30 protein-coding genes are annotated in these 22867 nt (G+C 55.1%); 22 read left to right on the top strand and 8 right to left on the bottom strand.

From position 1 onward, the window contains the following. The first annotated feature begins 164 nt into the window (after positions 1 to 164). From msrP to HUE57_RS16910, 6 genes are all read left to right on the top strand, one after another. The gene (msrP, locus tag HUE57_RS16935) at positions 165 to 1151 is read left to right on the top strand and encodes a protein-methionine-sulfoxide reductase catalytic subunit MsrP (protein ID WP_078483825.1); all 987 of its coding nucleotides are present in this window, start codon (positions 165 to 167) and stop codon (positions 1149 to 1151) included. Between the two features lie 16 nt (positions 1152 to 1167). Continuing rightward, on the top strand, positions 1168 to 1803 hold the full coding sequence (locus tag HUE57_RS16930) for a protein-methionine-sulfoxide reductase heme-binding subunit MsrQ (protein ID WP_236725688.1): 636 nt from the start codon (positions 1168 to 1170) through the stop codon (positions 1801 to 1803). Positions 1804 to 1872: 69 nt separating this feature from the next. Beyond that, positions 1873 to 2784: a LamG domain-containing protein gene (locus HUE57_RS16925; protein ID WP_078483824.1), complete on the top strand. Its 912-nt coding sequence runs from the start codon at positions 1873 to 1875 to the stop codon at positions 2782 to 2784. 110 nt (positions 2785 to 2894) lie between these two features. Then, a complete protein-coding gene (locus HUE57_RS16920) occupies positions 2895 to 3209 on the top strand; it encodes a hypothetical protein (protein ID WP_078483823.1) in 315 nt (104 codons plus the stop codon). Between the two features lie 35 nt (positions 3210 to 3244). Continuing rightward, entirely contained in the window at positions 3245 to 3481 is a 237-nt protein-coding gene (locus tag HUE57_RS16915; protein ID WP_078483822.1) for a hypothetical protein, read from the top strand. A 137-nt stretch (positions 3482 to 3618) separates the two neighbouring features. Further along, positions 3619 to 5952, top strand: coding sequence for a Tex family protein (locus HUE57_RS16910; protein WP_078483821.1), 2334 nt, complete (start codon positions 3619 to 3621; stop codon positions 5950 to 5952). A gap of 96 nt (positions 5953 to 6048) precedes the next feature. Here HUE57_RS16910 and HUE57_RS16905 read toward each other — a convergent pair whose 3' ends face one another. Together HUE57_RS16905 and HUE57_RS16900 are read right to left on the bottom strand one after the other, a co-directional pair. Next, positions 6049 to 6537, bottom strand: a complete 489-nt coding sequence (locus HUE57_RS16905) for a GNAT family N-acetyltransferase (RefSeq protein WP_078483820.1) — start codon at positions 6535 to 6537, stop codon at positions 6049 to 6051. 19 nt (positions 6538 to 6556) lie between these two features. Next, positions 6557 to 7030, bottom strand: coding sequence for a GNAT family N-acetyltransferase (locus HUE57_RS16900; RefSeq protein WP_174673570.1), 474 nt, complete (start codon positions 7028 to 7030; stop codon positions 6557 to 6559). A gap of 242 nt (positions 7031 to 7272) precedes the next feature. Here HUE57_RS16900 and fabA point away from each other — a divergent pair, with 242 nt between their 5' ends. Further along, positions 7273 to 7809: a 3-hydroxyacyl-[acyl-carrier-protein] dehydratase FabA gene (fabA, locus tag HUE57_RS16895; protein WP_078485198.1), complete on the top strand. Its 537-nt coding sequence runs from the start codon at positions 7273 to 7275 to the stop codon at positions 7807 to 7809. A 15-nt stretch (positions 7810 to 7824) separates the two neighbouring features. Beyond that, the gene (fabB, locus tag HUE57_RS16890; protein ID WP_078485197.1) at positions 7825 to 9042 is read left to right on the top strand and encodes a beta-ketoacyl-ACP synthase I; all 1218 of its coding nucleotides are present in this window, start codon (positions 7825 to 7827) and stop codon (positions 9040 to 9042) included. 342 nt (positions 9043 to 9384) lie between these two features. On the opposite strand, the gene HUE57_RS20505 is transcribed toward fabB, so the two are convergent. Continuing rightward, positions 9385 to 9783 (bottom strand): rhomboid family intramembrane serine protease, encoded by a 399-nt coding sequence (locus tag HUE57_RS20505; RefSeq protein ID WP_420885729.1) that lies wholly within the window; start codon positions 9781 to 9783, stop codon positions 9385 to 9387. A 555-nt stretch (positions 9784 to 10338) separates the two neighbouring features. On the opposite strand from HUE57_RS20505, the gene HUE57_RS16880 reads away from it, so the two are divergent. Continuing rightward, a complete protein-coding gene (locus tag HUE57_RS16880) occupies positions 10339 to 11466 on the top strand; it encodes a hypothetical protein (RefSeq protein WP_174673568.1) in 1128 nt (375 codons plus the stop codon). Between the two features lie 6 nt (positions 11467 to 11472). On the opposite strand, the gene HUE57_RS16875 is transcribed toward HUE57_RS16880, so the two are convergent. From HUE57_RS16875 to HUE57_RS16870, 3 genes are read right to left on the bottom strand one after another with little or no spacing between them, the layout of a single operon-like run. After that, positions 11473 to 12045 carry a zinc metallopeptidase gene (locus HUE57_RS16875; protein ID WP_320416302.1) on the bottom strand — a complete coding sequence of 191 codons (573 nt, stop codon included), beginning with the start codon at positions 12043 to 12045 and terminating at the stop codon, positions 11473 to 11475. Further along, the gene (locus tag HUE57_RS20020; protein WP_320416250.1) at positions 12005 to 12163 is read right to left on the bottom strand and encodes a hypothetical protein; all 159 of its coding nucleotides are present in this window, start codon (positions 12161 to 12163) and stop codon (positions 12005 to 12007) included. The genes HUE57_RS16875 and HUE57_RS20020 overlap by 41 nt, the downstream gene beginning before the upstream one ends. Further along, the gene (locus tag HUE57_RS16870) at positions 12164 to 12970 is read right to left on the bottom strand and encodes a class I SAM-dependent methyltransferase (RefSeq protein WP_236725711.1); all 807 of its coding nucleotides are present in this window, start codon (positions 12968 to 12970) and stop codon (positions 12164 to 12166) included. It abuts the gene before it with no gap. Positions 12971 to 13066: 96 nt separating this feature from the next. Between HUE57_RS16870 and rlmKL the strand changes: the two genes are divergently transcribed. From rlmKL to HUE57_RS16820, 11 genes are all read left to right on the top strand, one after another. Beyond that, positions 13067 to 15190, top strand: a complete 2124-nt coding sequence (rlmKL, locus tag HUE57_RS16865; RefSeq protein WP_078484074.1) for a bifunctional 23S rRNA (guanine(2069)-N(7))-methyltransferase RlmK/23S rRNA (guanine(2445)-N(2))-methyltransferase RlmL — start codon at positions 13067 to 13069, stop codon at positions 15188 to 15190. Positions 15191 to 15261: 71 nt separating this feature from the next. After that, positions 15262 to 15918: a hypothetical protein gene (locus HUE57_RS16860; protein WP_078484073.1), complete on the top strand. Its 657-nt coding sequence runs from the start codon at positions 15262 to 15264 to the stop codon at positions 15916 to 15918. After that, positions 15918 to 16730 carry an inositol monophosphatase family protein gene (locus tag HUE57_RS16855; RefSeq protein ID WP_078484072.1) on the top strand — a complete coding sequence of 271 codons (813 nt, stop codon included), beginning with the start codon at positions 15918 to 15920 and terminating at the stop codon, positions 16728 to 16730. The genes HUE57_RS16860 and HUE57_RS16855 overlap by 1 nt, the downstream gene beginning before the upstream one ends. Continuing rightward, positions 16717 to 17886, top strand: a complete 1170-nt coding sequence (locus HUE57_RS16850; protein WP_174673567.1) for a hypothetical protein — start codon at positions 16717 to 16719, stop codon at positions 17884 to 17886. The genes HUE57_RS16855 and HUE57_RS16850 overlap by 14 nt, the downstream gene beginning before the upstream one ends. A 370-nt stretch (positions 17887 to 18256) precedes the next feature. Continuing rightward, entirely contained in the window at positions 18257 to 19081 is an 825-nt protein-coding gene (locus tag HUE57_RS16845) for an ABC transporter substrate-binding protein (protein ID WP_174673779.1), read from the top strand. A 69-nt stretch (positions 19082 to 19150) separates the two neighbouring features. Continuing rightward, positions 19151 to 19360, top strand: coding sequence for a hypothetical protein (locus tag HUE57_RS16840; protein WP_174673566.1), 210 nt, complete (start codon positions 19151 to 19153; stop codon positions 19358 to 19360). A gap of 129 nt (positions 19361 to 19489) precedes the next feature. Next, a complete protein-coding gene (locus HUE57_RS16835) occupies positions 19490 to 19675 on the top strand; it encodes a hypothetical protein (RefSeq protein ID WP_174673565.1) in 186 nt (61 codons plus the stop codon). Positions 19676 to 19719: 44 nt separating this feature from the next. Further along, on the top strand, positions 19720 to 20100 hold the full coding sequence (locus tag HUE57_RS20500) for a substrate-binding domain-containing protein (RefSeq protein WP_420885698.1): 381 nt from the start codon (positions 19720 to 19722) through the stop codon (positions 20098 to 20100). 104 nt (positions 20101 to 20204) lie between these two features. Next, positions 20205 to 20477 carry a type 1 periplasmic-binding domain-containing protein gene (locus HUE57_RS20495; protein ID WP_420885697.1) on the top strand — a complete coding sequence of 91 codons (273 nt, stop codon included), beginning with the start codon at positions 20205 to 20207 and terminating at the stop codon, positions 20475 to 20477. Continuing rightward, positions 20437 to 20631: a hypothetical protein gene (locus HUE57_RS16825; RefSeq protein WP_174673564.1), complete on the top strand. Its 195-nt coding sequence runs from the start codon at positions 20437 to 20439 to the stop codon at positions 20629 to 20631. Before HUE57_RS20495 ends, HUE57_RS16825 begins: the two co-directional genes overlap by 41 nt. Positions 20632 to 20937: 306 nt before the next feature. Continuing rightward, positions 20938 to 21267, top strand: a complete 330-nt coding sequence (locus tag HUE57_RS16820) for a hypothetical protein (RefSeq protein WP_174673563.1) — start codon at positions 20938 to 20940, stop codon at positions 21265 to 21267. Here the strand turns inward: HUE57_RS16820 and HUE57_RS16815 are convergent. Together HUE57_RS16815 and HUE57_RS16810 are read right to left on the bottom strand one after the other, a co-directional pair. Continuing rightward, the gene (locus HUE57_RS16815) at positions 21254 to 21520 is read right to left on the bottom strand and encodes a hypothetical protein (protein ID WP_174673562.1); all 267 of its coding nucleotides are present in this window, start codon (positions 21518 to 21520) and stop codon (positions 21254 to 21256) included. The two genes, HUE57_RS16820 and HUE57_RS16815, sit on opposite strands and share 14 nt — an antisense overlap. A gap of 206 nt (positions 21521 to 21726) precedes the next feature. After that, positions 21727 to 21933 carry a hypothetical protein gene (locus HUE57_RS16810; protein WP_174673561.1) on the bottom strand — a complete coding sequence of 69 codons (207 nt, stop codon included), beginning with the start codon at positions 21931 to 21933 and terminating at the stop codon, positions 21727 to 21729. A 23-nt stretch (positions 21934 to 21956) separates the two neighbouring features. On the opposite strand from HUE57_RS16810, the gene HUE57_RS16805 reads away from it, so the two are divergent. Both HUE57_RS16805 and HUE57_RS20490 read left to right on the top strand, forming a co-directional pair. Then, positions 21957 to 22367, top strand: coding sequence for a hypothetical protein (locus HUE57_RS16805; RefSeq protein WP_174673560.1), 411 nt, complete (start codon positions 21957 to 21959; stop codon positions 22365 to 22367). Between the two features lie 238 nt (positions 22368 to 22605). Further along, the gene (locus HUE57_RS20490) at positions 22606 to 22827 is read left to right on the top strand and encodes a PAS domain-containing protein (protein WP_174673559.1); all 222 of its coding nucleotides are present in this window, start codon (positions 22606 to 22608) and stop codon (positions 22825 to 22827) included. Positions 22828 to 22867 lie beyond the last annotated feature (40 nt).

The following is a 22867-nucleotide window of genomic DNA, read 5'->3' as shown; positions in this document are numbered from 1 at the left end:
TTCAAAACTGCAAACCCTCGGAATTCACACCATTTCATCCGGGCTGCATCTAATATTTTTTCCCGTCTGGGAAATAGATTTCCCCCTTCGCAGGTCTACTATGATGAGGATCAGGTTTTCTGATCATTCTGTCTGCCTGTTAACGACGTAGAGAAGGAATTGAGATGCTGATAAAACGACCCGCCAGGATCAAACCCTCGGAGATCACCGATGAGGCGCTCTATCGGGATCGGCGTCGATTCCTCGAGCTCTCCTCAAAGAGTCTGCTCGCACTGGGGGCGGCAGCGGTGGTCGGTTGTGATAGCAATGAGGCGGTGGCCGTCAGTCAGGCTCCACCCGCGAGTGCCGGCGCATTACGATCGTTGGGTGCGCTGAAAAGCAGCGCCTTCTCAACCAGCGAACCTTCAAACAGCTTTGATGACATCTCCTCCTACAACAACTTCTACGAGTTCGGTACCAGAAAAACCGATCCTGCAAACAACTCAGGGAGTCTGCGCACCGATCCCTGGTCGATAGAGATTGAGGGTGCCGTGGAGAAGCCGGGGCGCATTGCGCTGGAGGATCTGATGAAACCTCATGCCCTGGAGGAGCGTATCTATCGCCTGCGTTGTGTCGAGGCGTGGTCGATGGTGGTGCCGTGGGTCGGTATCCCGTTGGGCGATGTGCTCAAACGCTTCAAGCCGACCTCTAATGCCAAGTACGTCGAGTTCACCACCCTGTACGATCCAGAGCAGATGCCGGGGCAGGATATCCCGGTGCTTGACTGGCCCTATGTGGAGGGGCTGCGTATCGATGAGGCGGTCCATCCGCTGACCATCCTCGGTGTCGGGCTCTACGGCAAGGTGCTGCCGAATCAGTGTGGTGCACCGATTCGTCTGGTGGTGCCGTGGAAGTACGGTTTCAAAAGCATCAAGTCGATCGTCAAGATTCGTCTGCTTGAGAGAGAGCCAAAAACCAGCTGGAATGTGGCTGGTCCGCGCGAATACGGCTTCTACGCAAACGTGAATCCGGATGTGGATCATCCACGCTGGAGTCAGAATCGTGAGCGACGCATCGGTAGTCTACTCAAACAGAAGACCCTGCCCTTCAATGGTTACGCCGATGATGTCGCCTCGCTCTATCGAGGTATGGATCTGCGTAAGTTCTTTTAGCGGGTGAATGATGTTGATGTCTGAAACTCTATTCACCGCAAACAACAGGTTCAGCGTTAAGATCGGTGTGATGAAAAGTGTCGTGATCAAACCGCTGCTGTTTCTTCTCTGTCTGCTGCCGCTGGCGATGATTGCCTGGAGTGGTTGGCAGGGAGGATTGGGTGCCAACCCGATTGAGGCGCTGAGTCACCGCACGGGTGACTGGGCGTTACGTTTTTTACTGATTACCCTCGCAGTGACTCCGCTTGTAAAACTCTTCGGCTGGTCGTGGTTGATGCGGCTGCGGCGTATTTTGGGTCTGTTCTGTTTCTTCTACGCGACCCTGCACATGGCTAACTACGTGGTACTCGATCAGTTCTTCGCCTGGTCAGAAATCATTGCCGATGTCATTAAACGCCCCTACATCACCGTTGGTCTGGCTACCTACCTGTTACTGTTGCCACTTGCGGTTACCTCCACCAATGCGATGATGCGTCGCCTTGGCAAACGCTGGAAGCAGCTGCACAGTCTCATCTACCCAGCGTCGATGCTGGCCGTGATCCACTTTCTCTGGTTGGTAAAGGCCGATCTTCGTGAGCCGATGATCTATGGGATGATTCTGCTGCTACTGCTGGGTTACCGTCTGATTTTCCGGCAACAAAAAAAGTTGTAACGAAGGATAATCTTTCAGCCTGATCGGCTAAGATATGTTTATTAAATCCACAGTCTTAGGGAGAGCAGTATGTGGCGTGGTCTGAGTAATAGTGGAATGAAAAAATCCTTGATCGCACTTCTGGTGAGCGGTCTGTTGGCAGCTCCACTGACGGTCAATGCTGAAGATAACCGTTACGGCCGTTACGCCTCGCAGAGTGAGGGGCTCAATCAGCTACTTGATGAGCTCAACTCACTGATCGAAGAGGGTGCACGCCAGCGTGCCGCAGATCGCCGTTTTCTGCGTGATCTACAAGAGTTGGCAGATCGCTATCACAGGCCATGGCGAGAGGAGCTGCTCTACGACGATTTCCGTGACTGGGGCTCGGAGCGCGGCTCAGGCTGGCAGGTGGTTTCGGGGGGGTTTGACGCCGAGTATGGCTCCGGGTTGCGTAGTCACTTCACATCGCCGAAGAAAAAGAAGAAGCGCAGTACTGAGGATGAGCTGGCATCGGCGATCGTCGGTGCGCTGTTCGACTCTGGAAAGAAAAAGAAGAAAAAGGCCGAGCAAACGACGGTAGATCGGGCTGAAATCTATATCCCCGTGCAAATTAGCAACGCTTTCATGCTGGAGATGAGTCTCAGCGTGGATGAGGGTCTGCGCCCGTTCCAGGTGCTGCTCTACCGTGATGAGGCGCGTAACAGTGGGTACCGTCTTATCTATTCACCATCAGACCCGCAGCGCCTCGAACTGCACTACCTGAGTGGTGATGGTCGATCGGTGATTGAGCGTGTTGAGCTTGAGTCACGGCTAGATGATGGCAACGCTCACAGAATTGTTTGGCGCAGGAGTGCTGAGAGCGAGATGGAGTTGCTGCTCGATAGTGTGACGGTGATCACAGTTAGTGATAGAAGTTACAAGGGTGATTTTGCAGGCGTTGCACTGATTAATCGTGGTGGAGACTACACGGTCGGGGAGATCGCACTCTACGGCGCTGAATAGGCCGGTTTTTTCGTTATGTGGAATCGGTCGGACCGATTTGATACTTTCAATCAGCAGAAATAATAATTAAACAGGCGGACATTGAGCTGCCGGCAAATGGTTGGAGTGATATGCACTACGCAATTGTTATTAATCTCGATTACGAGAACTACCCCTATCAGCAGTGCTCAGAACTCTGGGGTGAGATCAAGCAACGTATGATGAATGTCGGGTTTCGTAACGATGGGCGTCTGTTCAAAACGACCCTTGGAGCGGATCAGGCGTGTGAAGTTGCACGCGAAGTGATTGAGTCGATCGAAGCCGACTATCCGATCTATCAGGATTCGCTGCTCAACGACTACATAAAGGAGTTCTACGGTTACGACCACGGCTCCTCGACTAATCTGCTACTGCCGCCTGTCGCCGGCATAATGATCAACGAGTAGCTACTCAATATATAACCGGAAGCAAGGAGCGCATTGTGAGTCGCAAACTCGGTCTGGCCGTCTGTCTGCTGGGAAGTGCAGCCGCACTACTCTATCCACCCTATACAATTATCGACGGTGTGCGTTGGGGCTTCGCCTTCGAAGAGCTGGTCTCCGCTTTTGGTAAAACCATCTACGTCTTCGATCAGCTCGATCAGCAGACGTTGTTGATTGAGCTGGGCATCATCAACGCTATCGGTCTGGCGATTTTTATCTTCTCTGGACGTCGCTAGGGCGCCTGTTTCGGCTTTCAAAGTCAGACTCAAATAGCTTTGAGCCCAGCGCTTCTGCGCCCGATTGTCAATCTACCCATCCCCCGCTGCATTCCATAGAATGCCGCCTCTCGATACCTTGAAGCAGACCCATACAGATGAATATTGCCCAGAACATCGCCGAAGAGCTTGCCGTTAAACAGTCACAGGTCGATGCCGCCATCGCCCTGCTCGACGAGGGATCGACTGTTCCCTTTATTGCTCGTTATCGCAAGGAGGCGACCGGAGGGCTCGATGACATCCAGCTGCGTCGGCTCGAAGAGCGGCTGGTCTATCTACGTGAACTCGAGGATCGGCGTGCGGTGGTGCTGAAGAGTATTGATGAGCAGGAGAAGCTCACCCCCGAGCTGAAAGAGGCGATTCTCGCCGCCGAGACCAAGACCCGTCTTGAAGATCTCTACCTACCCTACAAGCCAAAACGCCGTACCAAGGCACAGATCGCCCGAGAGGCGGGTCTTGAGCCGCTGGCCGACGCGCTGATGGCAGATGCCAGCCTCGATCCACAGGTTGTGGCCGCTGAGTATGTCGATGAGGAGAAGGGGATCGCCGACGTGGCGGCGGCTCTCGATGGTGCGCGCCAGATCGTGATGGAGCGCATTGCTGAGAACGCTGATCTGATCGGAGAGCTGCGTGACTACGTCTGGGCGCAGGGCAAGCTCGAGTCGCGTGTTGCCGATGGGCAGGAGGAGGCGGGCGCCAAGTTTGCCGACTATTTCGAGTATGAGGAGCAGCTACAGAAGATCCCCTCACACCGTGCACTGGCGCTGTTCCGTGGTCGTAACGAGTCGGTACTGCGTCTGCAGCTGAAGATCGAGGGTCAGGATGACCTCGAGCCGGGCCGCAGCTTCGGCATCTGCGACGGCATGATTGCACGTAAATACGACATTACCGATGAGGGGCGGGCGGGTGATGGCTGGCTCACCGAGACGGTGCGCTGGGCGTGGCGGGTGAAGGTTTCGCTGCACATCGAGCTGGAGCTGATGATGCAGCTCAAAGAGCAGGCCGAGGAGGAGGCGATCCGCGTCTTCGGTGAAAATCTGCGTGATCTACTGCTTGCGGCGCCTGCCGGGCCGCGCGCCACCATCGGCCTCGATCCGGGGTTGCGTACCGGCGTCAAGGTGGTCGTGGTCGATGCCACCGGCAAGCTGGTCGATAGCGCCACCATCTATCCACATGTACCCAAAAACCAGTGGGATCAATCGATCGATATCCTCGCCAAACTCGCCGCCAAGCACAAAGCCGAGCTGGTCAGCATCGGCAACGGCACCGCATCACGTGAGACCGACAAGCTGGCGGCTGATCTGATGAAGCGCCACCCCGAGTTGAGACTGAGCAAGATTATGGTCAGCGAGGCGGGTGCCTCGGTCTACTCCGCCTCTGAGTTCGCATCGCGTGAGTTCCCCGATCTCGATGTCTCGCTGCGCGGTGCGGTCTCTATCGCCCGTCGCCTGCAGGATCCACTCGCCGAGCTGGTGAAGGTTGAGCCGAAGGCGATCGGTGTTGGTCAGTATCAGCACGATGTGAGCCAGAGCCGTCTGGCACGCATGCTCGATTCAGTGGTGGAGGATTGTGTAAACGCCGTCGGCGTCGATGTGAATACCGCCTCGGCACCGCTACTGGCGCAGGTGGCTGGACTCGGTCAGAGCCTCGCCGCCAATATCGTCAGCTACCGTGACGAGCACGGTGCCTTTACCGATCGTAAGGCGCTGCTCAAGGTCTCACGCCTTGGTGCTAAGGCATTCGAACAGTCAGCCGGTTTTCTCAAGGTGATGAATGGTGAGAATCCACTCGACGCCTCTGCCGTACACCCCGAGGCCTACCCGCTGGTCGAACGCATTATCACCTCGACCGGCAAGGGCGTAGGTGAGCTGATCGGTGATAGCCGCTTCCTGCGCTCACTGGCCGCCAATGACTTCACCGATGAGAAGTTCGGTGAGCCGACAGTACGCGACATCATTAGCGAACTGGAGAAGCCGGGCCGTGACCCACGCCCCGAGTTCAAGACCGCCGCTTTCCGTGACGGGGTCGAGAAGCTGAGCGACCTGGAACCGGGCATGATCCTCGAGGGTGTCGTCACCAACGTCACCAACTTTGGTGCCTTTGTCGACATCGGTGTTCATCAGGATGGTCTGGTCCACATCTCGGTGCTCTCCGACAAGTTCGTTAAGGATCCGCGCGAGGTGGTCAAGGCGGGCGATGTGGTCAAGGTGAAGGTGGTCGAGGTCGACCTGAAGCGCAAACGTATTGCGCTCTCACGCCGTTTCGATAGCGATGTGAAAAAAGGCAAAGGTAAACCCGAGTCTCGCGGTGGTGAGCAGCGTCAATCCCGCCCCAATCAGCCACGTGGAAACCGTCCGCACAAACAGCCGAAGAGTCGCGAGTCCGCCCCGATGGGTGCCATGGCTGCCGCCTTTGCTAACCTTAAGAAATGATCCACGCCGTAGCCCGGATGGAGCAGAGTGAAATCCGGGAGTTCAAGCACCCCGGATTACGCTGCGCTCCATCCGGGCTGCATCGCTTGTTGGATCTTAGTCGGCCACTCTTCGCAGATTGATTAGCGTCAACTGCTGGCCCTCACGGTTACGCAGTTCGGTGCCGTACTGCTTAAAGCCAAGTTTCTGATAGAGACGGTGAGCGGCGCGGTTCGACTCAAAAACCGCAATACGCGCCTCAGGTAGTGCCAGCTCACCGTAGATAGCCTTCAACATCTCGGCGATCAGTAACCGTCCAAGACCCTTGTTGCGATAGAGCGCAGCAACCACCAGGTTGCCGATAAAGGCGTGGCTACCCGGTTCGATGCCGTAGAGGTCAGCGAAGCCGATCACCCTGTCGTTATGCTCCATCACCGTCAGGGTGCGGCGTTGATCGACGAGCCGCGCCACCTGTCTCACTGTCCAGGGGAATTTCGCACCGGGTTGCACCATGTAGAGCTCATCAGGACTCCCTACCAGCTCGCAGACGGCAGCGAAATCATCTGGGGTGACGGGACGGAAACTGGGTTGAATGGGTGGGTGCATGGTGACGATTATCGCAGTATCACTGCGAAGGTTCGATCTGCCGAACCATCAAGTAGTGAGGCCCAATATCGGTAATCTCAATCGGCTCACCCATGGTTATAAAGCCGTTGTGCTGGTAGAAATCGAGTGCCGCAATGCGGGCGTTGCACCAGACCAGGTCTGCCCCCTGCGCTTGGGCATATGTCACTGCCGTTTCAAGCAGTGAGCGACCGATACCGCGTTGCCTCAGCTCGGGTAGAGTCGTCAGGGCGCGGAGCTGCCATCCCTGCTGCCCTGAAAAATTGGGGCAGGGAACGTGATAGATCGAGACAATGCCCGCCTCCTGTTCACCATAACGAGCGCCAAAGTGGCGTGTCTGCGCTTCCTCATCGCCTGGATAGCGGCACTGCTCAATGCCCTGGTGAGGGCGCAGTAGCTGGTGTCGCAGTGGTAACGTCGCCTCTGCGCAGAGGGTGGTGATGGTCAATGGCACGGTCTCTTTACTGTGGCTCAATTGGCGCTCTTGGTTATCAGACTTCGAATCAAACTCTACTTCAGGATGGTTAGGGCTGCACATGGCGGCAGAAATGGCTCGATATATGGAGCGAAGTGAGCGGCTAGACCCTGTCTAAATGTCTGATAAACGTCCAAAGATCGCTTCGGCTGCCGGAGTCGCTTGTGGTAGGCTATGCGTTCTGCCAACTGAGGCGAGTCGTAACCGACTCCAATCGCCGCGTAAGGACGGCGAATACGCAAATGTCCAATAGTGAACTGAAAGCCGAAGCAAAAAATTCATTCAGCCGCGAAGAGCTACTGCAGTGTGGTCGCGGTGAGCTGTTTGGCCCCGGTAATGCGCAGCTGCCGCTGCCACCGATGTTGATGTTTGATCGCATCAGCCACATCAGTGATGAGGGTGGAGAATACGGCAAGGGCCAGATTGTTGCGGAACTCGATATCACCCCCGATCTCTGGTTCTTCGACTGCCACTTCCAGGGAGATCCGGTCATGCCGGGTTGTCTCGGTCTTGATGCCATGTGGCAGCTGGTCGGCTTCTTCCTCGGCTGGAAGGGCGGTCCAGGCCGTGGTCGTGCTCTCGGTGCTGGCGAGGTGAAGTTCACTGGACAGGTTGTCCCAGAAGGCAAGCTGGTCACCTATAAGATCGATCTCAAGCGCGTCATTATGCGCAAACTCTATATGGGCATCGCCGATGCCACCATGGAGATCGATGGCCGCGAGATCTATACTGCCAAGGACCTACGGGTCGGCCTCTTCACCTCGACCGAAAACTTCTAAACAGAGGACATTTGCGTGAGACGAGTAGTAGTAACTGGGCTGGGCATCGTCTCCAGCATCGGTAACAACGCCGAGGAGGTGACCGACGCGCTGCGCGAGGGTCGCTCCGGTATCGAATTCTCCGAGCAGTACGACGAAATGGGCTTCCGTTCGCGGGTCCACGGTCCGGTCAAACTTGAACCGTCCGAGATGATCGACCGCAAGCTGATGCGTTTCATGGGCAGTGCGGCCGCCTACAACTACATCGCCATGCAGCAGGCGATCGAAGATGCTGGCCTCAGCGCCGAAGAGGTCTCCAATCCCAAGGTTGGCCTGATCATGGGCTCCGGTGGCGGCTCCAACGCCAATATCGTGCAGGCGTGTGATACCGCCCGTGAGAAGAGCGTCAAACGTGTTGGCCCCTACATGGTGACCCGTACCATGGGCAGCACCACCTCAGCCTGTCTCAGTACTGCTTTCAAGATCAAGGGCGTCAACTACTCCATCAGCTCCGCCTGTGCCACCTCGGCGCACTGCATCGGTAACGCCTACGAGCAGATCCTGCTCGGTAAGCAGGATATGATGTTCGCCGGTGGCGGCGAGGAGCTTGACTGGACCATGTCGGTACTCTTTGACGGCATGGGTGCGATGTCCTCCAAGTACAACGATGCACCCACCACCGCTTCACGCCCTTACGCCGCCACCCGCGACGGCTTTGTTATCGCTGGTGGCGGCGGCACGGTGGTACTCGAAGAGCTGGAACACGCCAAGGCGCGCGGCGCGAAAATCTACGCTGAGCTGGTCGGTTACGGTGCTACCTCAGACGGTCACGACATGGTTGCACCATCAGGCGAAGGCGCGGTGCGCTGCATGCAGCAGGCGATGGAGACGGTCGACGGCAAGGTCGACTATATCAACGCCCACGGCACCAGCACACCAGTCGGTGATATCAAGGAGTTGGAGGCGATGAAGAACGTCTTCGGCGACGATATGCCCTACGTCTCCTCCACCAAGTCACTCACCGGTCACGCCCTCGGCGCGGCAGGCGTCAACGAGGCGATCTACTCGCTGCTGATGCAGAAAGAGGGCTTCATCAGCGCCTCGGCCAACATCACCGAACTCGACCCGGCGGCAGAGGGAATGCCGATTGTTCAGGAGCGCATCGACGATGCGAAGCTCGATATCGTGATGTCGAACAGCTTCGGTTTCGGTGGTACCAACTCGACGCTGGTGTTTGCGAAGTACAACGGTTAGTTGTTAGCCGGTTGTAACAAGAAGCCCGCCTATATGGCGGGCTTTTGTGATGTGGATCGTGTAGCTAGATATTTCTTTGTTACGTCCAACAGATTAAAGCAGGTGGTTGTCAGCGTTGATATACAGAGCTTGATTATTCTGTTTAGGTTGTCAATTTAGAATATTGTGTCTATCAAGTATCCGGCAGAGATCTGGTTCATCATTATATGTGTCGATCCACCTGTTCTTGAGTAGTAGCCACCCAATGAATAGCCCTCCAAAAATCCCCAAGATGTGCGCTATATGCAATTGGTGCTGTACTGAATAGTGCACCGTAGATGTCTTTCAACAACCAGAATCCAATTAGCCAGAATGCGGAAACAGAGAATGTCTTTCCAAATGCATACGGAAGGTCCATACGCATTTGATCTTAGAGGCCGGGTATAGAAATAAGTACATGCCCATAACTCCATTGACGGCACCGCTTGCGCCTATTGCTGGATCTCCATCGTAAATTAGGTGTGTGAGGCCGGCGACAATAATTAGGAGAATATAGATAGCTGGATAGCTTGGGTTATTAACTCTGGAGCATATGGCATTGCCGAATAACCAGAGGTAGAACATGTTGCCAATGAGGTGTGATAGTGAGCCATGCATAAAGCCATGGCTAATCAGGCTGGAATTAATACCATCGAGAAAGAAAAATTCGGCTTGGGTTAAGCCTGTCAGAACAAGCAAATAGGTTCTTGCTGTGAATCCCATAATGATTAGGTTTGATGTTGGGAATCTCTCAACAGCTACTTCAGCGTGGTACGGTATAAACATGATGCATTCCTTTGCAACCGAATTTCAGCAGTTTGATTGAGCTTTGTTCCATCGAGTGTAACAACTCCAGTTGTGGAGAGTTAGGTGCTTTAGTTCTTTTACATTGCTGAGCATCGGAGCGATTTCAGGATTGAGTGGACAGCTGTTTGAGCGAAGCGAGTTTCTATCCATGCCTGAAATCGTGAGGAGACAGCTCTAGCGCGTCCATGTGCTCTGCGGCACTCGTGCGTCCCGCACTACGCGCAGGGTATCTGCAGGGTGATGTAGTGGGGGCGTTGATGTGCAGGGATGTACAAATATCGCAGGCGCATGGATGTGTAGGAGCGGTGCTCTTAGTCCGTTTTTGTCGCATCACAAAGTAATGTACCGCCACGCGGGCGTGGGAGCCCGCATCTAAACCACGTTGCGTTAGCGATACCTCAGACAGACGGTGTCAGCTCAATTCATATCCACCCTATGGTAGTCTTAGGCAAAAAATTAATAGGGGTGGGGATGTCCGTCGAACTTCGTAATAGTTTCCGTGTGGATGACTACGCAATGCGTTATAGCGTCTTCATGCCGCGGCTCTATAACTTCTGTCTCTCGCTGGGGATGGAGCCGGATAAGATGATGCCCTCGCGGGCGTTCTGCTCGGATGAGAATCAGGGTTATCCGATCATCATGATCGCCAAGCACTTTGGCACCTTCCCCTTCAACCACGGTCGTGTTGGCGGCATTGTGGCGACCGATCGCCACGGGCCGCATGCGCACCATGGTGAGGATCTGGTGATTATCCAGGCGAGCCACGTCGGCTATGAGCCGGAGACGGGTGAATTTGGCATTTACCGTCGCTTGCAGACCGAAGAGCACGAGTGCTCGACCGACTGTGGGGCGATCTGCAATGTGATCGACTGGTATAAGCGCGAATACGATTTTGCCTGTGCACAGATCAAGCTCGACTTCATCGATGGTGAGCATCTGGTGGTGATCGACAACCAACTGGTTAGTGATGAGCGTGAGGAGGGGCTGTTACTCAATTTCGAGCGCTTAATCGATATGGAGCGGGGGCTTGAGGCACCAGTGGGGCAGCTGAGTACCGCGCGGGTCTATCGTGCCTCGGGGGAGTATGTGAAACGGGTCGGCAAGATGTGGCCCACCTACCGTAAAGCGATCGGCCGTAATCTCTTTCCCGATCTCTTCACTTTCCACCGCGATATGGGTAGCAATATCGATGCGAGTCGTCGCATCAACCGTAACCTGATCAAGTCGATGCCGACGATTCTCTGCAGCAAGTTTCCACCACTCTCTGCAGCTCAGGTGAACGTGCAGGTGGAGTTTGATCGCACCTTCCGCAGCATCGTCAATGAGCCTGCCTATCGTGGTAAGTGGGTGGTCTTTATCTCCGGTATCCACATCGACGTCTCACCAAGTGAGGGGCAGATTTTTCCACACACCAAGTATGTGCCGTGGGCCGCCTATGTGCAGAACGATGCGGGCGAGGGGTATACGCTGGAGCAGGATGAACTGTTCCGGGTGCTCGCTAATCAGAGCAGTGAGAATCCCAACAAGATCGACCTGACTGAGGTGATCGGCAACATGAAGCGTGATGCGGAGATCAAAATTCGCGCCGATGAAGCGTAACTCCAGCTAGATTCTGCGGCGCAGGATCGCCAGCCAGCGCCAGAAGTTTATCAGACCCATCAGTGAACCGGCCACGTAGGTGAAGGCGGCGGCGCGCAGGATCTGGCGTGCTGCTGGCAGATCTTCCGGATTGAGATACTCTCCCGCCTGCAGAATTGGCAGCGCCTTTTTGAAGCTGTCATCGAGCTCGACCGGCAGGGTGATCAGGTGGACCAGGGTGCTGACTGCCAGACCGCTGATTGCAAAGATCAGGATCAGGCCGCCCGAGGCGGGGGTACGGGTGACGGCAGCGATGATGGGTGCGATGAAGATCGCCGCAGCACCAACCTGTTCGGCACCTGCTGCAATGGTGACCAGTCGGTTGCGTAGCATCAGCAGGCGGTAGCCGCTGCCGTGCTGGATGGCGTGGCCTACCTCATGGGCGGCGATGGCGACCGCTGTCAAAGAGCGTCCCGAAAAATTATCTTTTGACAGTCTCACTGTACGACTGATTGGGTCGTAGTGGTCCCCCTTATCGGTCTCCTCAACGCCGACATCACTACAATTTGTAGCGGTCGAGCAGATGGCGTGCCAGTTCACCGCCACTGCCGGGAATATCCTCACGCTGATAACTATGGCGTCTCACGACATAACGAACCCAGAAGTTAGGGCCGACCAGAATGGTGAGCAGGATGAGAATGATCAGAACGTAGTGCATCTACTGAGTGGCCGATAGTTTGTTGGTCAGTGTCACGTAGAGATCGTAACGCATCGTCTTGCTGCTGATCTCGGCGCTCGGTTTTGGTCCATCAAGCGGTGCTGCACTTTTGGGACGTTTGACCACCACGCGACGCTTCGCCTTTCCGAGGGCAGCTTCGAGTAGTGCGCTGCTGTCCTGATCGGGACCGATCAGGTGATGGAAGAGGCGCATCTCTTTTTTTACCAGCGCCGATTTGTCGCGACAGGGAAACATTGGATCGAGGTAGATGACATCGGGAATGTTATCTTCATCGAGTGAGCGAATCACCTCGGCGGCGTCCCCTTCAACCAAATTCATACGTTCGATTACCTCACTCACGCTGGCATCATCGGCGGCACGTTCTAGCCCGTCGCGCAGCAGTGCAGCCACGATGGGCGAGCGTTCGATAAGCGTGACGTGGCAGCCGAGTGAGGCGAGTAGAAAGGCGTCGCGCCCCAAACCGGCAGTGGCATCGATTACGCATGGATTGGCACCACCCTTGAGACCAACCGCCTTGGCGATTGGTTGGCCACGACCGCCGCCAAAGCGGTGACGATGACCAACGCTGCCGCCGAGAAAATCGACATAGATCGGTTTGGGAGCCTTGTGGATAGTCTCACCCAACTCAAGACGCTCGGGTGTGACAAACAGTATCAGCTCATAGCTGTGCAGCTCATCGTTGTCGACAAGAGGGAGATTGAGCTGTTGTGCCAGTGCGGCTGCACGCACCTCACACTCACCGCAGGTTGCGGTCAGTGCGATGGTGGCGGCTGTTGTGGTGTTCACTCGATCTCTCTCATGGGTGTAATCCGTACTGAGCGCGCGCTTATTCGAGCACTGATCGGCTAGTGTAGAATAGCGGTTCCACCAAAGAGCGCCATTATGACCCAACACTCCTTTTATGCCACCGCCCCGCGCGGTGTCGAAAAACTACTTTCTGATGAGTTGCGCCAACTGGGTGCGATTGATGTCGAGCAACGTCGGGCCGGGGCGATCTTCAAAGGCGATCTGGAGATAGCCTATCGTGTGGCGCTCTGGTCCCGCTTTGCCAACCGTCTGTTGATGACCCTGGCTGAGTTCCCAGCACCAAATGCCGATGCGCTCTACGAGGGGACACGCTCGATTGCCTGGCATGAACACCTCGGTGCTGAGGGTACCCTGGCGGTCGACTTTACCGGCAGTGCACAGTGGATTAACGACAGTCGCTTTGGTGCGTTGAAGGTGAAGGATGCGGTGGTCGATGTGATGCGCGACAAACATGGCGTGCGTCCCGATGTCGATACTGATCGTCCTGATCTGCGTATTCATCTCCATATTCACAATGATCTGGCGACCATCAGCCTCGATCTCTCTGGTGAGAGTCTGCACCGCCGTGGCTACCGGGAGCAGGGTTCGCGTGCCCCGCTGAAGGAGAATCTGGCGGGAGCCATCCTCTCACTGGCGGGGTGGCCAGCGGTCGCCGAGAAGGGAGGAGCGCTGGTTGATCCGATGTGTGGCTCCGGTACCTTCCTGGTTGAGGCGGCACTGATGGCGGCTGATATCGCCCCTGGGTTGCAGCGCGACCATTTCGGTTTTCTCGGTTGGTTACACCACGACGATACCCTCTGGCAGCGCCTGCTTGGTGAGGCCGAAGAGCGTCGTGTAGCGGGTTTGGAGAAGTTGTCACCAATCCAGGGTAGCGATACCGATGTGCGTGCGGTAAAGGCGGCCAAGGGCAACATCGCCCGCGCAGGTCTGCGTGATCACATCAGTGTTAGCGCTCAGCGTTTTATCTATAGCAAACCACCCGAGGGAGCGAGCTCGGGTCTGGTGATCGCCAACCCCCCCTACGGTGAGCGTATCGGTGACAAGCAGAAGCTGATCGGGCTCTACAGAGAGATCGGTACTCATCTGGGTGAGGCCTATAACGGCTGGAAGGGGGCGTTGCTGGTGGCAGACGATATGTTGCAGCACTCCATCTCCCTGAAGCCCACACGCAGCTATCCTCTACTGAACGGCACCATCGAGTGCCAGCTTCACTGCTACGGCTTTTTGAAACCGGGTAAGCAGGTGCAGGGTGGTGAGATGTTTGCCAACCGGCTGCGCAAGAATCTCAAACACCTATCACGCTGGGCGCGTAAAAACAGCGTGAGCTGTTACCGTCTCTACGATGCTGATCTACCTGAGTACGCCGTAGCAGTCGATCTCTACCAGGAGGCGGGTGACGGTTCGCAGTGGCTACATGTGCAGGAGTACGCGCCACCAAAGACGATCGACAAGCAGAAGGCTGAACAGCGTCTGTTCGAGGTGATGCAGGTGCTCTACGAGGTGATGGAGCTGCCGCCCGAGCGGGTGGTGTTGAAGGTGCGTGAGCGTGCCAAGGGCGGTTCTCAGTATGGCCGTCGCGATGAGAAGAAGAACTACATTGTGGTCGAAGAGTGTGGTGCGCAGTTCCGCGTGAATCTCACCGATTATCTTGATACCGGCCTCTTTCTCGATCATCGCATTACACGTGAAAAGGTGCGTGAGCTGGCCAGGGATAAACGTTTTCTCAATCTCTTTGCCTATACCGGTTCGGTCACTGTCTATGCAGCACAGGGCGGTGCTCGTTCAACGACCACCATCGATCTCTCCACGACCTATCTGGAGTGGGCCAAGCAGAACATGGCGCTGAACGGCTTTGCCGAGGGACCACACGCCTATGTGCGTGCTGATTGCAGTGAGTGGTTAGAGGATGCGCAAGGTGAATACGGCCTGATCTTCATCGATCCGCCCACCTTCTCCAATTCGAAACGGATGGAGGGGGTGTTCGATGTGCAGCGCGACCATGTGGCTCTGATTAAGCGTGCAGTAGGACTGCTCGAACCCGATGGTGTAGTGCTCTTCTCCAACAACCGTCGCGATTTCAAACTCGACAAGGAAGCGCTGGCTGACCTCAAGATTGAGGAGATTACCCGAGCCACCATTCCCGAGGATTTCAAACGCAATCAGAAAATCCACCACGCATGGTTGATGCGGCGCAGCTAAGCTTGTGAGTTCGTATGCATAAAGACTGCTCGTAACAGCATCTGTAAACGAAATTTAGCAGGAGTATTGAAGTGAAATTTAGTGAGTTACCCGGAAGTCGCGAACGCCATCTACAGCGTCGAGACGGTAATCTACTCTTCCCTGAGTCGGTCAGAAATCCTGATCCGGCCGAGATACTGGCGGCTCGTCAGGCCGATGCGGCGGATGCCGACCGATTTGTTGAGGAGTTGCAGAGTGCGTTGGAGCAGGCGGTATCGCTGCCGCCCAATGCCGAGAGTGATGTGGTGCTGAAGCTGCGGGGTGATATCGAACGACTCTACGAACAGAGCATTGCGCTGCCAGGTGATCATAGTAATGAACGTAACGGATTGCAGAAACTCTACGAGGTGGTAATGCGTGCTGTGCGAGGTGCCGCCGGTGATGACCGTCTGGCGATGAAAGAGCTTGAGGATGCAGAGGCGGCGCGTGCGCTCCACCTCAAGCTACTGGAGTATCCGCTGGTTGCAGATCTGCTACAGCCCGAGTCACCCATTGGTGAGGATGAACTGCTGCCGACGCTGCTCTCGGAGCCGGTTGAGGTGGTGAAGGCGGTGCTGACCATGTTTGATCAGGATCAGCAGGTGGTGCTGCAGCAGCACGGTCGTGAACTGATGGAGCGGCTCAAGGCGGAGGGGCACGATCTGCCCGACGCCTGGGCGGTGCTGGCGTTGCTGGAGCATCGTCTGTGATGGAAGGCTCAATCGATCTAAAGAAGCTACAGCAGATTGTCATCACCGCGGCACGTGAGGAGCTGCTGCCGCGATTTGAGCAGATTGGCCATGAGCTTAAGTCCGACGGCTCGGTAGTGACTGAGGCCGATATCGCCATGCAGCAGCGACTTGAGCGGGAACTGGCCGAGGCGTGGCCGCAGTATGGATTGCTCGGTGAGGAGATGTCGACCGAGGCGCAGCAGGCGCTGCTCGATGCGCCCGGTGAAGGGCTCTGGTGTCTCGATCCGCTCGACGGCACCAGTAATTATGCCAGCGGTATCGGTTATTACTGTGTCTCGTTGGCGTTGCTTGATAACGAGGGGAGTGTGTTGGCGTTGATCTACGACCCGGTGCGCGACGACTGTTTCACCGCCGTGCGCGGTGAGGGGGCCAGGCTCAATGGTGAACCGCTGCTGGCACCGAAGGGTGGTGAGATTAAAACTTCGATTGCCGAGATTGATCTGAAACGACTCGATAGTGATCTGGCGGCACGTATCGGTGCTGAACACCCTTTTCGTTCACAGCGAAATTTCGGCTCGGGTGCACTCGACTGGTGCTGGCTGGCCGCTGGGCGCTATCAACTCTACCTGCATGGCGGACAGAAGCTGTGGGACTACGCAGCCGGCAGTCTGATTCTTGCTGAGGCGGGAGGTGCTGCAACTACCTTCGAAGGCGAGTCGATGTTTGCCGATGAGAAGCGAGGTACCCGTTCGGTTGTATCGGCAGTGAACGGTGAACTGCAGCAGCAGTGGTTGGCTTGGGTGAAAGGAGCGCGTGATGGACAAGGTTGAGTTTGAACGTTTAAAGGCGTTGCTCTCTCAACCGGCGGCACCGTTTCGCGAAATGGTGGTCAAGCAGCATGTGTTTGAGCAGCTGAATGCCGATCGGATACCTCACTTTGAAGATCGTCACGGCAACATCATTGTCGGTGTTGAGAACAAGGCGGCCTATCTAGCGCTGGTGCAGGAGCAGAGCAGTGAGCCGCTACGACTCTTTATCGCCCACATGGACCACCCGGGATTCCATGTCACACGCCGACTGTCGGCCGAACGTGTCGCGGTGAAGTGGTATGGCGGCTCACCGATCAAACATCTTAACAACGCCAGGGTGTGGGTCTGCGATGGTTACGGTGAACAGCGCTTTGGCAAGCTGCAGAAGGCGAAGCTGCATAAATCTGGACGAGTGCTGGAACGCGCCGAAGTGCAACTCGAGGAGCCACTGATTCGAGGCACCAAGGTCAAGTCACTCTATGGAGGTCTCGCCTTCCGTGCGCCTTTCTGGAAGCGAGGAAGCCGTATCTATACCCGTGCGGCTGACGACCTGGTCGGGGTCTTCTCCATTCTCGAAACGGCGAAGAGGCTCTTCAAGTCACGCACGAAAAAGAGCCCTCCCTTTATCGGTCTGCTCACCCGTGCTGAGGAGGTTGGGTTTGTCGGTGCCGTTAATCATCTCGAGCTCGGCTGGCTGAAGGGCCCTGCAAGGCCGTTGTTGGCGGTTAGCCTCGAGGCATCGCGCACCCTGCCCGGTGCCGAGATCGGCAAGGGGCCGGTGGTGCGTCTTGGGGATCGACGTACTGTCTTCTCCAGCAGTGAACTGAAGGTACTTTCCGATCTGGCCGAGAAACTGTTGCCGAAAAGACACCAACGCAAGCTGATGGATGGCGGTGCCTGTGAAGCAAGCGCCACGACAGCCTGGGGTATTCCCACCGTAGGTATGTCGATTCCGCTGGGTAACTATCACAATCAGGGTTTTGAAGGCGGTGATGACTGCAAACACCCCGAAGGCCCAGCACCCGAGTTTGTCGATATCCTTGATATTGAGGGGCTGGTCACGCTCTGTGCCGGTCTGATGAAACGAGGACTACCGTGGCAGAAGGCGTGGGATCAACAGCGAACGGCGTTAAGGAAAAATATGAAGGGATACGTCGATATGCTAGCTGACGGTTAGTTAGTCTTACCCCTACTAGTCGATTCATTCCCTCAAAAGTGGGCTATTTGCATAGCTCTGGCAGTGCGCACGCGCATATGGCTTCAATGTGGCAAATCTTTGCAGTACTATCGTTTAAATCGTTCCCCGTTTAGTCACTTTGTAATCGGACTAATTCAATCGCCTGTGCATATATAAACCTACATATTTAGGGTTTGTCATTTTTTACAGTTATGGCGTGAAGGACTGCCTTTGTTCGTTATGCAGATTACTCTTGTCTGTATTACATGGTGTCGTCGCTGTTTGCTGACAAAGGAGGCTAGATGTTTCGCTTGCTGATGTTTCTTTCGTTGCTCGTTCCAATCGTCACCTATTCTCAGGATCTAAAACGATTCGATGGTGTAGAGATTGTCGTTGGTGTTCAAGATGCTACCGCGATCGGAAGCCCAGCTTTGGCTCATGCAAAAGTTGGGAGGAGCGGACGGGTGGTAAGGTCCGGGTTATCCAGAGCCCCTTCGTCGATCTCTATAGTCGCTATATAGACTCCATCACCGCCAAGGAACCGAAGTACGATGTGCTGCTCTACGCCTCTGCCTGGGCTGGAGACTTCTTCCCCTATCTGCAAGAGCTTCCCGCCAAGTTGGGAGAGGATGAGAGTTTTGACGATATCCACCCGGTCTATCGTGATCGCCTAATGAGATGGGACGGCAAGTGGATCGCCGTGACGGTCGACGGTGACATGTTCAACGGTTACTACCGCAAGGACCTGTTTGAAAATAGCGCGAATCAGAAGACATTCAGTAGTCGGTATGGCTATCCACTGGCGCCGCCTGATAGCTGGGAGCAGTATCGGGATATTGCCGAGTTCTTTACTGGTTACCACGATGCAGATGGTAACAGCATGTTCGGAACCGCCGAGGCCTTTGCCTATGGTGGTCAGCAGGTCTGGACAGTGTTCAGCCGTGCCTCCGCATACCTTAATGATCAGAAAACTGAGGGACGCCAGTTCTTCGATACCGAAACGATGCGGGCGCAGGTAAATAATCCCGGCTGGCAACGTGCGGTACAGGATTATGTGGATGTTCTTAAGTTTTCACCGCCAGAAGCCATCAATTTTGGCATTGTTGAGGCGCGAGACGCTTTTCTTGCGGGAAAGACCGCCATGATTCTGGACTGGGGATACTGCACAGCTCGCCGAGAGTCCCAGCGCTTCTAAAGTTGTGGGAAAGGTGGGCTATTTTGTTCTACCTGGGAGTCGAGATGTCTGGCACGACAACCGCTGGGCATGGGAACAGCACGACATCCCCAACAAGGCGCCGTTTCTCGCCTTTGGCGGTTGGGTGGCGAGTGTGCCGAAAATAGTCAAAAGCAGGAGGCGGCCTGGGACTATATCATGTGGTACGCCAGTCCTGAGAATAGTGCGCGTGATGTTGTTACCAGCGGCTCCGGTATCAACCCATACCGACTGAGTCACTTTTTCGATATCGACGCCTGACCAGGGCCTTTCGCAGAACTCTGCCTCGAATACCTTGATGTGCTTCGCACCAGCCTTGATTCACCCGCGGTGTCACTAGATCTGCGTATACCCGGTGCGTTTCGCTACGGTGACTCCCTTGAGGCGGAGGTGGCTAAGGCACTGAAGGGAGAGTTGACAGTAAAAGAGGCACTCGATAGTGCGGCGAGGAAATGGGAGGTGATCACCGATGAGTTGGGGCGCGATAAACAGCTTGCGATCTACCGCAGTTCGATGGGTTTATCAGCAGAAATAACAGAACCCAAACCACCCTGGCGGGAAGTAATAAAACATTAACCATCGGATTTTCTCAGGCGACCACTACCGAACCCTGGCGACTGTTGTTTAATCAGGAGTTACGCGCTGAGGCCGCACTTCATCCAGATGTGAAGTTAATCGTCACAGACGGTCAGGATAGTGTTGAGAAGCAGGCTGCTGATGTGGCGGGCTTCATCGAGCAGCAGGTGGATGCGATTCTTATCTCGCCTAAGGTCGCCGAAGGTCTGACACCGATTGTGAGTCGGGCGTTTGAAGCGGGTATCCCGGTATTCGTCCTGGATCGCGACCTGGCAAATGATCGTTATGTGCAGTTCATCGGTGGTGATAATCGCGAGATTGACGGCGGCAGGACGCTACGCTGTCAATCATCTGGGAGGGCCAGGAAAGGCCAAAGGCAGTGTGGTCGAGATATGGGGCGGCATGGCCTCCACGCCGGCTCATGATCGCCATAACGGCTTTATCGATATTGCTGGTAAGGAGCCAGGTATCACAATTATCAATCCACCCTCAGGATGGTGATTGGAAGCAGGATCTGGGATACGACATTATGGTTCAGGCGCTGGAGCGTTACGAGAAGATCGATCTTGTCTATGCGCACAACGACCCCATGGCCTATGGTGCCTATCTGGCTGCGGCTGATCTGGAGCGAGAGAAAGAGTCCGCCTTTTTGGGAATCGACGGCATCCCTGCCGAAGGGATTAAGTGGGTACATGAAGGCATACTGACGGCTACCTTTCTTATAAAACCCCGGATCGGGGAGTCGCTATTTTTGCGAAAGTTTGTTTTGGGCATCCAAGCCCAAGCAAACAGCAAAACTTAACGCGACCATTTATGCCTACGGCGCCCCGACCGTCCTGCGTACGTTGCGTAATCACCTCTTCGCGGCTCTACACACTCCCTCAGTGACTCTACGCCAACATAAAGCCGCTGCTGCATCTTCTTCGTCGTCCGCTCGCGCTCTCAACTACGAATAGGCAGACGGCGTCGACTATCGCGGACTAACCGCCTTCGCTTCGCTATCCATGGCGGTCAGCGGATGAGGGTGTTCGACAGGCGCTTAATTTTCTGCAAGGCAACCGGGTGCCCAAGATCATCACCCTGCCAACCCAGACCATTGATCGGAACAACGCCGAGGAAATTCTAAAGCGAAATGGGATTTTGCAGTGATGACTAAGTGAGCAATTAATGTCGTTTCGATCTATACGAGAGGGAAGAAACTGGGCTTTAGTGCCAAGCTCTATCTGGCTTTTTCCGGTCTCGCTCTAATCTTTGTTATGGCGTTGGCTTCAGCGCTCTATCTCTCTGATCAGCTAGGTAAGGCGGTTGATCGAACCACCGGTGAGTTGATCCCTATGACAAGTGTGGCGTTGAGCCTGTCGGAGCGGAGTGCCATTCTGGTTGCCTCTGCATCGGGATTGGTATTGTCAGTTGATATATCGATTTTGCAACAACGCAGTGAACGCCTGGATGCCCTTCTGCGTGAGATCGATAATTCAGTTCTCTATCTTGAGCAGCATGCTAGCCACCTGGTAACTGGTCAGCTACGTCAGGACGTTCGACGCTCGCTGACCGCCATGGAGAGCGAAGTGAGGGCGGTTAGTCCCCGATAGTCGACGCCGTCTGCCTATTCGTAGTTGAGAGCGCGAGCGGACGACGAGAAGATGCAGCAGCGGCTTTATGTCGGCGTAGAGTCACTGAGGGAGTGTGTAGAGCCGCGAAGAGGTGATTACGCAGCGTACGCAGGACGGTCGGGGCGCCGTAGGCATAAACGGTCGCGTTAGTATTTGCCGCTTGCTTGGGTTTGGGATGCCCAAAACAAGCTTCCGCAAAAATAGCGACTCCCCGGTTCTGATAATTTGGCACGCCTCAAGATGTTGATTGCTCAACGTCTGCAGCTTCTGCTCAGCGTGAGCGGGTGACGAGAGTATTGTTCAGGTACACAGTGAGCTGTCGGATACGATCAGTCCAGTGATCTATGGCGTCACCTCCCTTAACCGACTACTCGGGAAGCGTATGACGCGACAGATTAATCGGGAGATGAGAGAGCTCTTTAACAAAATATCGGAATATTAAGTGTACTGATAGAGCTGCAATCGACTCTCGTCGGTCTGGATGTTGATAATGATAAGACGCAGGCGAACATCATAAGAGTCGTGCGGCACCTGGATGTGATCGCGGAGGATCTGTTCCAGACTCAGGATCGAATAGCTATCGATAAGCTGATTGAATCCCTGCAGGTAGTGAGCGTCAGCAGGCCGCAGAGAAAGTCGTTGCACAGCTTGTGCCGTTGATCCGTGCAATGCAGGATGAACTGGCGCAGGAGTATGGCGAGGCAGAACTCGGTATTCAGGGCTCTATCGCGCACTTTGTAGAGACGATGGTTCTAGATATGAAGAGCGCGATGGATATCAAGGCGGAGGGAAACTTGATCTTTGCGCTGCTCGCAACGGTGGCGGAGGTTGAGGGCATGGAGGCCCTGCTGGGTATTGAAGAGCGTTTCAAACGTTCGCGTGCGCTCTTTAAGGCAGCCGCCATCTCTTTCGGAGGTGGAGCACTGGCGAAACGAAATCCCATTCTCGCTGATAACGTGGAGAGTATCGAACAGCAGCTCTCTGCATTTGGTGATGGCCAGGGTAGTCTGTTCAGGGTTCAGGCGGAATGCTTAAGCTGTCGCAGGAGATTGAAGAGGTGCAGCTCGAGAATAGGCTGATTTCTGAGCGGCTCACGGAAGAGATTCACTTTCTGGTGAAAGGCATCCAGACTGAGACATCTGAGTTGCAGAGTCAGGTAAACAAGAGTCGGACCACCAATGAGTGGGCGATCGTAGTGATGAGCGCAGGAGGACTGTTTACCTCTGTTTTGATTAGTCTGTTCACCGTGAGCGTGGTTCGACGACACGAGGCCAAACTGAGGTTGTCTGCGACTATTCTGCAAAGCTCAAATGAGGGGTGCTGGTTACCAATACCGAAGGAAAGATCGTGTCGGCTAATCCCGCCTTTAGTAGAATAACCGGTTATTCGGAAGCAGATGCCGTAGGTCAGAGCCCCCATCTTCTAAATTCTGGCCTCCAATCAAAGGGCTTCTTTGATCTGATGTGGCGGCAGCTGCGTGAAACAGATCACTGGCAGGGGAAATTGTTAATCGGCGAAAAATGGCGAGATCTACCCTGAGTGGCTCACCATCACGTCTGTACGCGATGATTCAGGTCGA

It is taken from the genome of Candidatus Reidiella endopervernicosa (genome assembly GCF_013343005.1).
GTDB lineage: Bacteria > Pseudomonadota > Gammaproteobacteria.
Note: the sequence above shows the minus strand (reverse complement) of the source record. Positions and strands in the feature narration are given on the sequence as shown.

Bases quoted from the DNA above. Each gene is read 5' to 3' on its own strand.
- msrP (WP_078483825.1), top strand. From the start codon at position 165: ATGCTGATAAAACGACCCGCCAGGATCAAACCCTCGGAGATCACCGAT.
- HUE57_RS16930 (WP_236725688.1), top strand. From the start codon at position 1,168: ATGTCTGAAACTCTATTCACCGCAAACAACAGGTTCAGCGTTAAGATC.
- HUE57_RS16925 (WP_078483824.1), top strand. From the start codon at position 1,873: ATGTGGCGTGGTCTGAGTAATAGTGGAATGAAAAAATCCTTGATCGCA.
- HUE57_RS16920 (WP_078483823.1), top strand. From the start codon at position 2,895: ATGCACTACGCAATTGTTATTAATCTCGATTACGAGAACTACCCCTAT.
- HUE57_RS16910 (WP_078483821.1), top strand. From the start codon at position 3,619: ATGAATATTGCCCAGAACATCGCCGAAGAGCTTGCCGTTAAACAGTCA.
- HUE57_RS16905 (WP_078483820.1), bottom strand. From the start codon at position 6,537: ATGCACCCACCCATTCAACCCAGTTTCCGTCCCGTCACCCCAGATGAT.
- fabA (WP_078485198.1), top strand. From the start codon at position 7,273: ATGTCCAATAGTGAACTGAAAGCCGAAGCAAAAAATTCATTCAGCCGC.
- HUE57_RS20505 (WP_420885729.1), bottom strand. From the start codon at position 9,783: ATGGGATTCACAGCAAGAACCTATTTGCTTGTTCTGACAGGCTTAACC.
- HUE57_RS16880 (WP_174673568.1), top strand. From the start codon at position 10,339: ATGTCCGTCGAACTTCGTAATAGTTTCCGTGTGGATGACTACGCAATG.
- HUE57_RS20020 (WP_320416250.1), bottom strand. From the start codon at position 12,163: ATGCACTACGTTCTGATCATTCTCATCCTGCTCACCATTCTGGTCGGC.
- rlmKL (WP_078484074.1), top strand. From the start codon at position 13,067: ATGACCCAACACTCCTTTTATGCCACCGCCCCGCGCGGTGTCGAAAAA.
- HUE57_RS16855 (WP_078484072.1), top strand. From the start codon at position 15,918: ATGGAAGGCTCAATCGATCTAAAGAAGCTACAGCAGATTGTCATCACC.
- HUE57_RS16850 (WP_174673567.1), top strand. From the start codon at position 16,717: ATGGACAAGGTTGAGTTTGAACGTTTAAAGGCGTTGCTCTCTCAACCG.
- HUE57_RS16840 (WP_174673566.1), top strand. From the start codon at position 19,151: ATGGGAACAGCACGACATCCCCAACAAGGCGCCGTTTCTCGCCTTTGG.
- HUE57_RS20495 (WP_420885697.1), top strand. From the start codon at position 20,205: ATGGTTCAGGCGCTGGAGCGTTACGAGAAGATCGATCTTGTCTATGCG.
- HUE57_RS16805 (WP_174673560.1), top strand. From the start codon at position 21,957: ATGCAGGATGAACTGGCGCAGGAGTATGGCGAGGCAGAACTCGGTATT.